At 71.3% G+C, this 13,512-nt stretch carries 14 protein-coding genes; 4 read left to right on the top strand and 10 right to left on the bottom strand.

Going from position 1 to position 13,512, the window contains the following annotated elements:
* The 5 genes from pcaH to ACIBK8_RS16340 form a co-directional block, all read right to left on the bottom strand.
* Positions 1-771, bottom strand: a complete 771-nt coding sequence (gene pcaH, locus ACIBK8_RS16360; RefSeq protein WP_399042484.1) for a protocatechuate 3,4-dioxygenase subunit beta — start codon at positions 769-771, stop codon at positions 1-3.
* A gap of 80 nt (positions 772-851) precedes the next feature.
* Entirely contained in the window at positions 852-1,505 is a 654-nt protein-coding gene (locus ACIBK8_RS16355; RefSeq protein WP_399042483.1) for a 3-oxoacid CoA-transferase subunit B, read from the bottom strand.
* Positions 1,505-2,287, bottom strand: coding sequence for a CoA transferase subunit A (locus ACIBK8_RS16350; RefSeq protein ID WP_399042482.1), 783 nt, complete (start codon positions 2,285-2,287; stop codon positions 1,505-1,507). The genes ACIBK8_RS16355 and ACIBK8_RS16350 overlap by 1 nt, the downstream gene beginning before the upstream one ends.
* Positions 2,288-2,608: 321 nt before the next feature.
* On the bottom strand, positions 2,609-2,809 hold the full coding sequence (locus tag ACIBK8_RS16345; protein WP_393687279.1) for an SCO3870 family protein: 201 nt from the start codon (positions 2,807-2,809) through the stop codon (positions 2,609-2,611).
* A gap of 256 nt (positions 2,810-3,065) precedes the next feature.
* Positions 3,066-3,866, bottom strand: coding sequence for a VOC family protein (locus ACIBK8_RS16340; RefSeq protein WP_399042481.1), 801 nt, complete (start codon positions 3,864-3,866; stop codon positions 3,066-3,068).
* 292 nt (positions 3,867-4,158) lie between these two features.
* Here ACIBK8_RS16340 and ACIBK8_RS16335 point away from each other — a divergent pair, with 292 nt between their 5' ends.
* Positions 4,159-4,608 (top strand): hypothetical protein, encoded by a 450-nt coding sequence (locus tag ACIBK8_RS16335; RefSeq protein WP_399042480.1) that lies wholly within the window; start codon positions 4,159-4,161, stop codon positions 4,606-4,608.
* Between the two features lie 449 nt (positions 4,609-5,057).
* On the opposite strand, the gene ACIBK8_RS16330 is transcribed toward ACIBK8_RS16335, so the two are convergent.
* A complete protein-coding gene (locus tag ACIBK8_RS16330) occupies positions 5,058-5,822 on the bottom strand; it encodes an HAD family hydrolase (protein WP_393687275.1) in 765 nt (254 codons plus the stop codon).
* Positions 5,823-6,273: 451 nt separating this feature from the next.
* On the opposite strand from ACIBK8_RS16330, the gene ACIBK8_RS16325 reads away from it, so the two are divergent.
* Both ACIBK8_RS16325 and ACIBK8_RS16320 read left to right on the top strand, forming a co-directional pair.
* Positions 6,274-6,885: a TetR family transcriptional regulator gene (locus tag ACIBK8_RS16325; protein WP_393687274.1), complete on the top strand. Its 612-nt coding sequence runs from the start codon at positions 6,274-6,276 to the stop codon at positions 6,883-6,885.
* An 85-nt stretch (positions 6,886-6,970) separates the two neighbouring features.
* Entirely contained in the window at positions 6,971-7,588 is a 618-nt protein-coding gene (locus tag ACIBK8_RS16320; RefSeq protein ID WP_399042479.1) for a ScbR family autoregulator-binding transcription factor, read from the top strand.
* 77 nt (positions 7,589-7,665) lie between these two features.
* Here ACIBK8_RS16320 and ACIBK8_RS16315 read toward each other — a convergent pair whose 3' ends face one another.
* On the bottom strand, positions 7,666-9,171 hold the full coding sequence (locus ACIBK8_RS16315; RefSeq protein ID WP_399042478.1) for an amino acid permease: 1,506 nt from the start codon (positions 9,169-9,171) through the stop codon (positions 7,666-7,668).
* Positions 9,172-9,358: 187 nt separating this feature from the next.
* Entirely contained in the window at positions 9,359-10,585 is a 1,227-nt protein-coding gene (locus ACIBK8_RS16310) for an MFS transporter (RefSeq protein WP_399042477.1), read from the bottom strand.
* A 64-nt stretch (positions 10,586-10,649) separates the two neighbouring features.
* On the opposite strand from ACIBK8_RS16310, the gene ACIBK8_RS16305 reads away from it, so the two are divergent.
* Positions 10,650-11,039, top strand: coding sequence for a MerR family transcriptional regulator (locus tag ACIBK8_RS16305; protein ID WP_399042475.1), 390 nt, complete (start codon positions 10,650-10,652; stop codon positions 11,037-11,039).
* Here ACIBK8_RS16305 and argF read toward each other — a convergent pair.
* Positions 11,036-12,043, bottom strand: coding sequence for an ornithine carbamoyltransferase (gene argF, locus ACIBK8_RS16300; RefSeq protein ID WP_399042473.1), 1,008 nt, complete (start codon positions 12,041-12,043; stop codon positions 11,036-11,038). The genes ACIBK8_RS16305 and argF overlap by 4 nt on opposite strands.
* Positions 12,044-12,181: 138 nt before the next feature.
* Entirely contained in the window at positions 12,182-13,417 is a 1,236-nt protein-coding gene (locus ACIBK8_RS16295) for an arginine deiminase (protein ID WP_393687268.1), read from the bottom strand.
* Positions 13,418-13,512: the final 95 nt, after the last annotated feature.

The raw sequence follows: 13,512 nt of genomic DNA, 5'->3' as shown, positions 1-13,512 counted from the left end.
TCAGCGGCCTTCTTCGGTCCAGGTGGCGGAGGGACCGTCCAGAACGATGTCCCACTCGTAGCCGAGCGAGAACCCGGGCCGGGACAGGCCGTGGCGGTAGGTGGCGACCAGACGGTCCCTGGCCGCCGCGTCCGGCACCGACCGCAGGATCGGGTCATGGCGGAACAGCGGGTCGTTCGGGAAGTACATCTGCGTCACCAGCCGCTGGGCGAACGCCGTTCCGAAGACGGAGAAGTGGAGGTGGGCGGGGCGCCAGGCGTTGCTGTGGTTGCGCCACGGGTAGGCGCCCGGCTTGATCGTGGTGAACGCGTACCGGCCGTCGTCGTCCGTCAGGGTGCGGCCGACGCCGGTGAAGTGGGGGTCGAGCGGCGCCGGGTGCCGGTCGCGCCGGTGCGCGTACCGCCCGGCGGCGTTGGCCTGCCATATCTCGATGAGCTGGCCGCGCACCGGGCGTCCGGCGCGGTCGAGCAGCCGCCCGGAGACGGTGATGCGCTCGCCGAGCGGCTCGCCAGAGTGCTGGACGGTGAGGTCGTTGTCCGTCTCGGTGAGGTCGGTCGGGCCGAACACAGGACCGGACAGCTCCACCGCCTCGGGGCCCGCGCCGTGCACGGCGACGAGCGGCTGCCGGGGGTGACGCAGCCGTGAGCTGCGGTAGGGGGCGTAGTCGCGCGGCGGGTGGTGACGCACGGGCGCGCCGGCCGCCAACGCCCTGTCGTAGGCGTGCTGAAGGGCGTCGATCTGAGCGTCGATGTCCGACTGGGAGAGAGTCATGGGATTCCCGGGGTACGTCCGAAGTCCTGCTGCGCCGGCCGGGGTCCGGACGGCGTCCACGGTGCGGATCTCGCGCGGGCTCACGGTGCGGTCCCGAAGCCGGCGGCGGTACGGATCCCGGCGGCGGTCTTCGCCGCGATCTCGTCGGCGGACACGCCGGGCGCGGTTTCGACCAGTTCCAGGCCGGTCGCGGTGACGTCGAGCACCCCGAGGTCGGTGACGATCCGGTCGACGCAGGCCCGGCCGGTCAGCGGCAGGGAACACGTCTCGACGATCTTCGCGGAGCCGTCCTTCGCGGTGTGCGTCATGAGCACCACGACCGTCCGCACGCCGTGCACCAGGTCCATGGCCCCGCCGATCCCGGTGATCATCTTGCCGGGCACGGCCCAGTTGGCGAGGTCACCGCGTGCGGACACCTGCATCGCGCCGAGCACCGCGACGTCGATGTGGCCGCCCCTGATCATCCCGAAGGAGAGCGCCGAGTCGAAGCAGGAGGCGCCGGGCAGCACCGTGACCGTCTCCTTGCCGGCGTTGATGAGGTCCGGATCGACCTCGTCATCGGCCGGATACGGCCCCACGCCGAGGATGCCGTTCTCCGACTCCAGCACCACCTCGACCCCGTCCGGCAGGTGTTCGGGGATCAGCGTCGGCAGGCCGATGCCGAGATTGACGTACTGCCCGTCCGTCAGCTCACGCGCGGCCCGCGCGGCCATCTGCGCACGCGTCCAGGCCATCAGCCGCGCCCCTCCGCCCGCGCCGACCGCGCGGAGACCGTGCGCCGTTCCACGCCCTTCGCCGCGGCCTGCTCCGGCGTGAGCGCGACCACCCGCTGCACGAAGACGCCGGGCAGCTGTACCTCGTCCGGGTCGATCCCGCCGGGCTCCACCAACTCCTCCACCTCGGCGACCGTCACCTTCCCCGCCATCGCCGCCAGGGGGTTGAAGTTCCGGCCGGCCTTGTTGAAGACCAGGTTCCCGTGCCGGTCGCCCCTGGCCGCGCGCACCAGCGCGAAGTCGGTACGGATTCCGCGTTCGAGTACGTACTCCCGGCCGTCGAAGACGCGCACCTCCTTGGGCGGTGACGCCACCACGACGGCGCCCTGACCGTCGTAACGCCGGGGCAGACCACCGTCAGCGACCTGGGTGCCGACTCCGGCCGGGGTGTAGAACGCCGGAATCCCGCAGCCGCCGGCCCGCAGCCGTTCGGCCAGCGTGCCCTGCGGGATCATCTCCACCTCCAACTCGCCGCCCAGGTACCGGCGGGCGAACTCCTTGTTCGCGCCGATGTAGGACCCGGTCACCCGGGATATGCGGCCGGCCGACAGCAGCACCGCAAGCCCGGAGCCGTTCGCCCCGCAGTTGTTGGACACCACGCTCAGACCCGAGACCCCCAGGCCGTACAGCGCCTCGATCAGCACCTGCGGAACGCCGCTCAGACCGAAGCCGCCCACCGCGAGCGTCGCCCCGTCCCGTACGTCGCCCACCGCCTCGGCGGCGCAGGCCACCACCTTGTCCATGCGCGCAGCCTCCGCTCTCCGGGGGGGCACATCTCTCCGCCGGTCAATCACCGCACGAGCCCTACACATTGCTCAGTGCACTGACTTTCACTTCGTGCGGCCATGCTGGCACTCGGCGGTTTCACCGTCAACGACTTCGTTGATTCCAGGGGGAATTGATCACGCGTGGCACGAGCGAGACCCGTCGGCGACGACAAGCGGGCGAGGGGCGGATACCCTCAGCGCACGCACAAAAGATCGGAAGGTGCGGAGGGGCCGGCCCCAGGACGTCGACGGGGGCCAGGAGTTGTCACCCCTGGCCCCCCTCGACGTCCCGAGAACTCAGTCCACCTTCTGCTGGCGGTAGCGGACCCAGGTCACGACCGTCAGGCACGCGGTGGTCCACATCACGACGCTGGCGGTGGCAACGGACTCGACGTACTGCTCGTAGCCGCTCGCGCGCAACTGCATCGCGAGGAAGCCGAGCACCGTCCCGAGCGCCGCAATGGCGGCGGACAGGGCGGCGAAGGGAGGCTGCCTCATTCCTTCTCCTTTGAATGTGAGCCGGCACGGTGATCATCAAGTCTAAGACGCACCACATCACCCAGCCACAGCCTGCCGCGGGCCCACCCCCTCACCGCGACGAGCTGACCACGCGACAACTCGCCGCATTTTCCCGCCGTTTCAGTGCACGCCGCCACTGCCCGCCAACTGCGTCTTGCCCCCCGGCGGACCGGTACCCCCACGGCCACGGTCACGGTCACGCCCCAGTGTGCGCACCCCGCTTCCGGTGCGCCGCTCAGGCCGCGGAAGGGGTGAGGACGACGAACTCGGCGCCGCCCGGGTCGGCGCACACCGCGAGGCGGCCGACGCCTTCGGCGTCCTCGGGGCCCATCCGCAGGGTGCCGCCGTGGGAGGTGATGGCGGCGATGGTCGCGTCGCAGTCGCCCGAGCCGAACACCGGGTGCCAGTACGCCTGTCCGTCGGACCGGGTCAGTGAGGTGGCCGGTATCTCCATGATGCCGCCGTGCATCCGCTCCTCACCGCTGTCGCGCGGCGTCAGCAGGGTGTAGGCACCGTCGCCGCCGGGCAGCGGCACGTCCTGCGTGGTCCAGCCGAACACCGTGCCGTAGAAGCGCTGCGCGGCGGCCGAGTCGGGGGTGAACAGCTCGATCCAGCCCAGGCTTCCCGGCCCGTCCGCCACCTCGAATCCGGAGTAGGCCGCGGGCTCCCAGACGGCGAATTTCCCGCCCTGCGGGTCGGTGAGCTGCGCGTGCCTGCCGTCGTTGTCGCCGACCGCCGCGGGCGCGCTGCGGACCGCGCCGCCGGCCTGCTCGGCGGCCCTGGCCGTGGAGTCCGCGTCGGTGGTGTGGAAGTAGACGGTCCAGGCCGGTCTGGCGCCGTCCTCGGCGAGCGGGCCGATCGCGCCGACGATCTTCCCGTCGAGGCGGCAGACGGTGTAGCCGCCGGGAGGCTGCTCGCCGAACGGCTCGGCGCGCCAGCCGAACACCTTGCCGTAGAAGGCCGCCGCGGCCTCGACGTCGGGGGCGCCCAGGTCGAGCCAGCAGGGCGAGCCGGGGATGAAATCGGTAGTGATCATGGCTATTCCCTTCACGGAACCCCTCTGGAATCAGCCTGACACCCACCACTGACAATCGCCCGTCGGCTCCGCGCCCACGCACCGCGCCCCGCGTGCCCGCGACGGGGCGGGCCCCGCTTCCCGTTCGGCGTCCGCGCCGCCACTTGCTAGCCTGACGCGTGCTCGTCAAGTGCCCGCGGTGCGTCATTTCACGCACCGTTCGCCACCACCGGGCCTCATCAACGGATCGCCACCATCGGGGGAAAACGGCGTGAATCGTCGTCATGTTCGTGCCATTGCCACAGCCGGGCTCGTGATCGTCACGCTGACCGGCGCCCGCCATTCGCACGGCGGGGGCTGTGGCCACCACGACTCCAGCAGCAGCACCAGCGGCGGCTACAGCAGCTCGGGAAGCACCACCAGCAGCGGCACCGGCGGCAGTTCGCCGACGGCCGCCGCGACCACCTCACCGGAGTCGGACATCTCCGTCAGCGACTGCAAGGTCGACGTCGCGGGCGGCAAGCTGAGCGCGAAGCTCCGGGTGACCAACGGCAATTCCACCAGCCCGGCGACGTACAACGGCACCGTGGAGTTCACCGACCAGACCGGATCCGCCTTCGGCTCCGCGCCGATCTCACAACTCCGGCTCGGCGCGCACGAGACGCGTTCCACACAGGTCTCTGGCACCTTCATCACCGGCGGCAGCAACCAGCCGCAGTCCGGCCGGTGCAAGCTCGGCCGCGTCTGGAAGTCGAACATCTGAGAAGCGCCCCAGGGTCTCCCCGGCGGTCCTGACGCCGCCGTGTGCGGGGCCCCGGCCCGCCCTCTCCCCTCCTCATGGAGGGCCGGCCAGGGCCCACGCGGCGGTCTCCGCCCGCAGGGTCAGCTGCGGGCGGCGGGCGCCCGGTCCTGCCGGGAATCCGCTGCCCTGCCGCTCGTTGGACGGCGCGCGGAGATGCGGGCCTGCCGCTCTCCGCGCGGCAGCGGATCCGGATCCCCCCGGAACGCCCCTCGTACACCCGCCCCCCGGCGGGCCCCCCTTCACACACCCGCCCCCTGCGGGTGCTTCCCCCGGGGCCGCCCCCCGGCAGCCCCTCTTTCCCCACGGCGACGGCACCTCAAGTACCGCCGCCAGGCAGGCGCCCCCCGGCGCCGATGCCCCGTCAGGGCCCGGAACACACGTCCGGCGGCCCCTCAGGTCCCGTTCCGCCGTCAGCGGCGCCGCCGCTGCGCCGCCACCCCGGCGGTGTGGCGGGGACGGCAGGCGGCGATGACCGACACCACGTCCTTGAAGGAGCTGCACATCCGGGTACCGGCGACCGCGGCCAACTCGCCGAAGGTACCGGCGCCGTAGGTGACGGCCACCGCCTCCATCCGCGCGGTCACCGCCATCCGCATGTCCCCCACGGTGTCGCCCACGTACGCGCTCTCCCCCGCGGCGACGCCCAGCCGGCCGGCCGCCCGCAGCACCATCTCGGGGTGCGGCTTGCCGCGCCGCACCATGTCCTGTCCGATGACCGGGCCGACCAGCTCGCGGATGCCCATGACATCCAGGAGCGCCTCGGCGCCGCGGGTGGTCTTGGACGTGGCGACGGCGAGTTCGACGCCGTGGGCACGCAGTGCCGACAGCCCGGCCGTTACACCCGGGAACAGCAACTGCGGGCCCTGGCACAGGACGTCGTAGCCGAACAGCTCGCGGTAACGGCCGATGGCGGCGAGTACCCGGCCGTCGTCCTCCGGCTTGCCGAGCAGCCTGCCGAACGCCTGCCCAGGAGGCTTGCCGACGGCCGCGGCGGCCTGCCGCGGGGTCACCGTGCAGCCCTGTTCCGCCGCCACCTTGACCAGAAGTTTGCTGATCGCCGGACGCGTATTGGCCAAGGTGCCGTCCAGATCGAAGACGGCCGCCTTGATGGTCTCGCTGCCGGCGCCCCGTGCGCCTCTCACAGGACGTTCGCCGACTTCCGCTGATACGCGCATGGCTGGAGACCTTTCCGGATTCCGATGGGTGCAGTGGCTGGAGAACGGTGCACACCCGGCTGGTTCGGGTGGCCCGCGGTCGACGACAGCTGACGGCAGAGGCGGTCTCTCCGTGGCGCATCGCTGTCCAAAGGCGGTGCGCGACCGTCGCGGCGGCTGCAACGGAAGGGGAACATCCCGTTTACCGCCTTCGCAGATTTAAAAACCGCCTGCGCTGTTTGTCAATGCACCCCCTCCCCAACAGGCGTTCTCCCGCACCCGACCCGCCAGTAGGCCCTTCGGTGGGTGCGCCCGCCACGTACGCGACAAGCCGAACGGGCAGGCGATCGAACAGTATGCGACGTGACGCATCGCTTACCAGCCATTCCCGACGGCCATACAGAACCGCATGGTTGGTTTTCTCTGTAGACTGCACACAGCTTGCAGCCGTACTAGAGACGGGACGGACACCGTGCCCACGCAGCATCGCGCCATCCAGAGCCGCCAGGCGCTCATCCGCTCGGCCGCAGAGACCTTTCTGGAGAAGGGAGTGCCCGCGGCCGGCATGGTCGAGATCAGCCGGCGGGCCCGGCTGAGCAAGGGCGCGCTCTACTTCCACTTCACGTCGAAGGACGACCTGACCCTCGCGGTGCGCGACTCCGCCGTCGCCACGCTGCAACAGGTCGAGGAGGGCTTCATCCGGTCACCGCTGCCGCTCGGCGCCGCGGTACGGGAGTTCGCCGCCGACCTGTTCCGCCGGGTGGGCTCCGACCCCGTGCTGCGGGCCGGGCTGCGGCTGCGCGCCGAGACGGCGCCCGGCCTCGACATCACCGCCCTGGAGCGGCGCTGGTACGCGCTCTTCCTCGACAAGGCGATGACCGGCGGAGTGGCCGGCGCTTCGCGTTCGGAAACCGAACCGCGGCGCACGGCACAGCTGTTGACCTCGGTCGTGGTGGGCCTGCTGCATCTCGGCTGCGAGGATCAGGCGTGGTGGGAGGAGGCCGCGCTGGCCGACGTATGGTCACTGCTGCCGGCCACCCCGGTCGGCGTTCCCGCCCCGGCCGGCGCACCGGCCGGCGGCTGACCGTACCGGCGGGCTGCCCGTACGGACCGTCCGGCGGGCCGCGCCGGGACGCGGACGCCCCACGAGAGCATGCGGAGGACCATCGGTGGTCACACAGGAACGCGCGGTACGCACGCGGCAGGCCGTTCTCATGGCCGCGGCAGAAGTCATCAAGGCGCGCGGGTACGCCGCCGCGACGATGGCGGAGATCATCCGGCGCGCGGGGGTCACCAAGGGGGCGCTGTATTTCCACTTCACCTCCAAGCACGCGCTGGCCCGCGCGGTGATCGAGGAACAGACCACCTCGTTCCTCCTGAAGGTCACCACGTCCCGCTTGCAGGACGCCATCGACTTCACCCACCAAGTGGCGCTGGCGCTGCGCGATGACGCGCTGTTACAGGCCGGTGCCCGCATCGCGGTCGAGACGACGTTCAGCGAGGATCCGCTGGTGCCCTATCAGGCGTGGACCGACATCCTCACGGGGATGTTCGTCGACGCCAAGGAGAACGGCGAGCTGCTGCCCGGCGTATCGCCCGATGCGGCGGCCGAGTTACTGGTCGCCGCGTACATGGGCGTGCAGATGCTCTCGCAGTCGGAGACCGACCGTGCCGATCTGCCGGACCGGGTCACCCAGCTGTGGCGGCACGCGCTGCCGGGGCTCGCCACGGCGGACGAACTGAGTCATCTCGACCCGCGGGGGCGCCCGTTGGAGATCGTCGCCTGAGGTTCACGCGCCACACACGGCGCGGTGGAGGCACGGCCCGAAGGCGCCGGGGCACGGATGCCCCGGCCCCCGCCCGCTCACGCCTGCCGCGCCGCCACCGGCTCGTCCGTGGGCGCGTCCGCCGGCTGCGCCGCGGCCGTCAGACGCGAGTGGCGCCGTCCGTAGCCCGCGTAGATCAGCGCCCCGACGATCAGGAAACCGGCGAACTGGAGCCACGTCGCGGGGCCGGTTCCGTAGATGAGGTAGAGGCAGAAGCCGATGCCGAGGACCGGGCTGAGCGGGAAGAGCGGCACCCGGAAGCGGCGCTGCAGGTCGGGGCGGGTGCGGCGGAGCACCATCACGCTGACGTTGACCACTGCCATGATCGCCAGCGTGCCGATGGTCGTCAGGTTCATCACCACGTCCAGCGGGACGACGGCCGCCGGGACGGCGAAGACGACTGCCACGATCCAGGTGTTGGCGACGGGGGTGGACGTACGGGGCGAGATCCGCTCGAAGACCCGCGGGATCAGCCCGTCCCGCGACATCGACATCAGGATCCGGGTCTGCCCGTACATGACGGCGAGGACGACGGAGGCGATGGCGACGACGGCGCCGAAGGCGATCACGCCGCCGCCGAAGGCCGATTCGGTGACGCGGTTGACGATCAGCGAGAGCGCGGCGGGCCGGTCGGCGACCTGGTCGGACGAGAGCGCGCCGATGGCGCTGACCGCGACCAGGCAGTACAGGACCGTGACCACACCGATGCAGATCATGATCGCGACGGGGATGTTGCGGCGCGGATTCTTGACCTCTTCGCCCGCCGTGGTGATCGCGTCGAATCCGATGTACGAGAAGAAGGCGACCGAGGCGCCCGAGGTGATGCCGGCGACGCCTTCCGGGGCGAAGGGGGCGAGGTTGCCGTCGCGGAACGCGGTGAGGGCGATCACGCAGAACAGGATCAGGATCCCGATCTTCAGCACGGCCATGGCGGCGGTGGCGCGGGCGCTCTCGCGGACGCCGCGGACCAGCAGCAGCGCGGCGAGCAGCAGGACGACCACGGCCGGGATGTTGACGATGCCGCCGTCACCGGGCGGGCTGGACAGGGCGGCGGGCAGCTCCCAGCCGATCAGGCTGCCCAGGAGTTCGTTGAGGTACTGGCCCCAGCCGACGGCGACCGCCGACACCGAGACGCCGTATTCGAGCAGCAGGCACCAGCCGACGAGGAAGGCGGTGCGCTCGCCGAGCGTGGCGTACGCGTAGGAGTACGAGCTGCCCGACACCGGTATCGCGCCGCCGAGTTCCGCGAAGGAGAAGGCGGTGAAGACGCAGGTGAGGGCGGCGAGCACGAAGGAGACGATGACGGCGGGGCCGGCCTCGGCGACGGTGTCGGAGAGGCCGACGAAGATGCCGGTGCCGACGATGGCGCCGATGCCGAAACAGACGAGCTGGAAGAGGCCCATGCTGCGCTTGAGGCCGTGCCCCGCGAGGTCGGCGCCGGATTCGGCGACCAGCACGTCGGGCGATTTGATCCGCAGCCCGGACGGGCCGGCGAGAGGTGCGCGCGGCGCCTCGGTGCGGTGGCGGGAGAGGGGCGGGCGCATGGGGTGGATCTCTTCTCTGGTGGTGCGGGGGCGTGCGACGGGGTGGGCCGCACGCAGTGCGGGGTCCGGACCGGTGGGCCCGAACCCCGTGAGCGGGTCGATGGTAACCGCATTGGCTGCATGATCGCCCATTTGTGCGTATGAGTATGCGGTGCGGGCTCCGGGGCCGCCGGTCACGGAGCCGCGGTCACGGCGTCCGGTGCGCGCGGCGGGAGGGGAAGCCGTGGCCGCGGGCGGCGAGCACCACGAGCAGCACCGGGACCAGGAGCACCAGCACGCTCCAGGGGAAGGAGGCGGCGCCGAGCGCGCCGAGGAGGATGCCGCCGACGACCCCGCCGCCGGCCATCGCCACGTTCCACAGTGTGACGAGCATCGCCTGGGCCGCGTCCGCCGACTCCCCCGCCGCGTCGCCCGCGGCCGTCTGCAGCAGGGTGGGGGCGCCGCCCCAGCCCAGGCCCCACAGCACCACCGCGAGGTACACCGCGGCGGGACTGCCGGATGCCACCGCCAGCAGTCCTGCCGCCGCCGCGAACAGCAGCGTGGCGGCCACGGCCAGGGTCCGCAGCCGGCGGTGGATGTGCGCGCCGGTGAACCAGATGCTCACCAGCGAGGCGGCGCCGAAGACCAGCAGGACGCGGTCGGTGGCGTCGCCCATGCCGAGCCGCTGGAGGAAGGTGGCGATGAAGGTGTAGAGGACCGTGTGGGCCAGGACGAAGACCAGGGTGACGAACAGGACGGGCGCGACGCCGGGGATGCGCGCGGTCCGCAGGACCGGGATCCGGCCGCCGCGCGGCTGCCCGGGGAAGTCCGGGACCGTGGCGGCGATCCAGCCGAGCAGGACGACGGTGAGCGCGGTCATGACGAGGAAGGCCGCCTGCCAGCCGAACGCCGTACTGAGGAAGGTTCCTGCGGGCACGCCGAGCGACAGGGCGAGCGGGATGCCCGCCATGGCGATGGCGAGGGCCTTGCCCTGGAGGTGGACGGGCGCCATCCGCCGGGCGTATCCGGCCAGCAGCGCCCAGGCCAGGCCCGCCGCGACCCCGGCGGCGAACCGTGCGGTCATGGTCAGGAGGTAGTCGGACGAGAGGGCGGTGACCGTGTTGGCGGCGCCGAATCCCGCCATCGCGGCGAGCAGCAGGTGCTTGCGCCGCCGCCCGGCGGTGGCCGCGGTGAGCGGGATGGCGGTGAGGGCGGTCCCCAGGGCGTAGAGGGTCACGGTCTGGCCCGCGGCGGACTCGCTGACGTGCAGTCCTGCGCTCATCGCCGGGAGCAGCCCGGCGGGCAGCGTCTCGGTCAGGCTGGTGAGGAAGACCGCGGCGGACAGCGCGAGGAGCGCCAACAGCGGGAGTTTTTGGCCCTGTCGGGCTTCGGTGACGACGGGGGAAGCGGGGTTGTGCGTGAGTGCGTTCGGCATGCCCGTATGCTCGAACCCTCACATTGATGTGAAGGTCAACGCGAGGGAACGTGAGGGCGGTCACATGCGCATCGGAGAACTGGCGGAACGCACCGGCACACCCCGGCGGCTGCTGCGCTACTACGAGGAGCAGGGGCTGATCATCGCCGCCCGCACCCCGAACGGCTACCGTACGTACGACGCGGCGACCGTCGACCGCGTCGTACAGATCAGAGGCCTGCTCGACGCCGGACTGCCCACCCGGCTGATCAAGCAGATCCTCCCCTGCCTCGACAAGCCGCGGGCCATCCACTTCGCGGACGCGACACCGGAGATGCTCGCCACGCTGGAGTGCGAACTCGACCGGATGAGCAGCCGCATCCAGTGCCTGACCCGCAACCGGGACGCCATCGGCGCCTATCTGGACGCGGTGCGCGACAACCGCGGCCCGCAGACCGTCGGCGCCGCGCCCTAGCTGCCCGCCATCGTGGCGACCAGCACCGCCTTGATGGTGTGCATGCGGTTCTCCGCCTCGTCGAAGACGACGGAGTGGGCGGATTCGAAGACCTCGTCGGTGACTTCGAGCGAGGTCAGGCCGTGCCGTTCGTGGATCTCCCGGCCGACCGCGGTACCCAGGTCGTGGTAGGCGGGCAGGCAGTGCAGGAACTTCACGTCCGGCCTGCCCGTGGCGCGCAGCACGTCCATGGTCACGGCGTACGGGGCGAGCAGCGCGATCCGTTCGTCCCAGACCTCCTTGGGTTCGCCCATCGAGACCCACACGTCGGTGGTGACGAAGTCGGCGCCGCGCACCCCTTCGGCGACGTCGTCGGTGAGGGTGATCCGCGCGCCGCTCGCCTCGGCGAGCGCACGGGCGCGGGTGACGACCTCCTCGTGTGGCCACAGCTGCCGCGGTGCCGCGATCCGGACGTCCATGCCGAGGAGTGCGCCCGTGACGAGGTAGGAGTTGCCCATGTTGTTGCGGGCGTCGCCGAGGTAGGCGAAGGCGGTCTCCGTCAGCGGGCGGCCGTTGCCGTGCTCGACCATGGTCAGCACGTCGGCCAGCATCTGGGTGGGGTGCCAGTCGTCGGTGAGCCCGTTGAAGACGGGGACGCCGGCGTGCGCGGCCAGTTCCTCGACGTCCGACTGCCGGCTGCCGCGGAACTCGATGCCGTCGAACATCCGGCCCAGGACGCGGGCGGTGTCCTTGACCGACTCCTTGTGCCCGATCTGCGAGCCGGACGGGTCGAGGTAGGTGGTCGACGCACCCTGGTCGGCGGCGGCGACCTCGAAGGAGCAGCGGGTGCGGGTCGAGGTCTTCTCGAAGATCAGGGCGATGTTGCGGCCCCGCAGGCGCGCGATTTCGGTACCGGCGCGCTTCGCGGCCTTCAGTTCGGCCGCCAGGTCGATCAGCCGGCGGAACTCCTCGGCGCTGAAGTCCAGCTCCTTGAGGAAGTGGCGGCCGGTGAGGTCTATCGCCATGGGTGGGCTCCTGGTTCGCGGCGTACGGGGACTCGGATCCTGGAAGTATATACGAACAGATGTATCTCTATTCAGGCTGGTGTGCGGAGCCGTTCCGACGGCATCCTCCCGGGCCGCTCCGCCGGCGCCGCGGCCGGGTCACCCCGCGCCCGGCACGGCGTCCCGCACCACCGGACAGCTCATGCAGCGCGGCCCGCCCCTGCCCCGCCCCAGCTCGCTGCCCGGGATCGTGATGACCTCGATCCCCCGCTTGCGCAGGAACGTGTTGGTGGTGACGTTCCGCTCGTACGCCACCACCACCCCGGGCTCCACCGCCAGCACGTTGCAGCCGTCGTCCCACTGCTCCCGCTCCGCCGCGTGCACGTCCTGGGTGGCGGTCAGCACGCGGATGTCGTCCAGGCCCAGCGCAGCCGCTATGGCGCGGTGCATGTGCTCCGGCGGGTGGTCGGTGACCTTGAGGTCCTGCGTGCCCGAGCCCGGTTCGATGGTGTACGAGCGCAGCATGCCGAGACCGGCGTACTGCGTGAAGGTGTCGCCGTCGATCATCGTCATGACCGTGTCCAGGTGCATGAAGGCACGGCGCTTGGGCATGTCGAGCGCCACGATGGTGCGCGCCGACCCGGCGGCGAACAGCCCGCGCGCCAGCATCTCGACGGCCTGCGGGGTGGTCCGTTCGCTCATCCCGATCAGCACCGCGCCGTTGCCGAGCACCAGCACGTCGCCGCCCTCGATCGTCGACGGGTAGTCCGCCTGCCCCTCCGACCAGACGTGGAACTCCTCGTCCTGGAACAGCGGATGGTGCCGGTAGATCGCCTCGTAGTGCACCGTCTCGCGCTGTCTGGCCGGCCAGCGCATGGCGTTGATCGACACCCCGTCGTAGACCCAGGCGGACGTGTCCCGCGTGAAGAGGTGGTTCGGCAGCGGTCCCAGCAGGAAGTCGTCCAGATCCATCACGTGGAAGCGGACCGACGTGGGCTCGGGGTACCGCTCCAGGAACTCCCGCTTGGTCATCCCGCCGACCAGCGCCTCGACCAGCTCGGGCACCGGCAGCTCGTCGAACGCCGCCCGCAGGTGCCCGGTGGCCAGCGGCCCGTACTCCTTCTCGTCGAAGACCCGGTCCAGGACGAGCGCCCGCGCCGCCGGGATCTCCAGGCTCTCCGCGAGCAGGTCCCCGAAGAGGTGGACGTCCACCCCACGGTCCCTGAGCACGTCGGCGAACCCGTCGTGCTCCGCCCGCGCCCTGCGGACCCACAGCACGTCGTCGAAGAGCAGCGCGTCCTTGTTCGTCGGCGTCAGCCGCTTCAGCTCCAGATCGGGGCGGTGCAGGATGACGCGGCGCAGCCGCCCGGCCTCGGAATCGACATGGAATCCCATCTCCCCATCTTGGCCTTTTCCGCCCAGCGGCGAACGCCGTCCGACGATGTCGGCCACCCCTGGGCGGGAAAGCGCACCCGGACGCCCGGTGGGCG

This window comes from Streptomyces sp. NPDC050161 (genome assembly GCF_044460025.1).
Taxonomy (GTDB): Bacteria; Actinomycetota; Actinomycetes; order Streptomycetales; family Streptomycetaceae; genus Streptomyces.
This window is presented reverse-complemented; position numbering and strand designations above follow the sequence as displayed.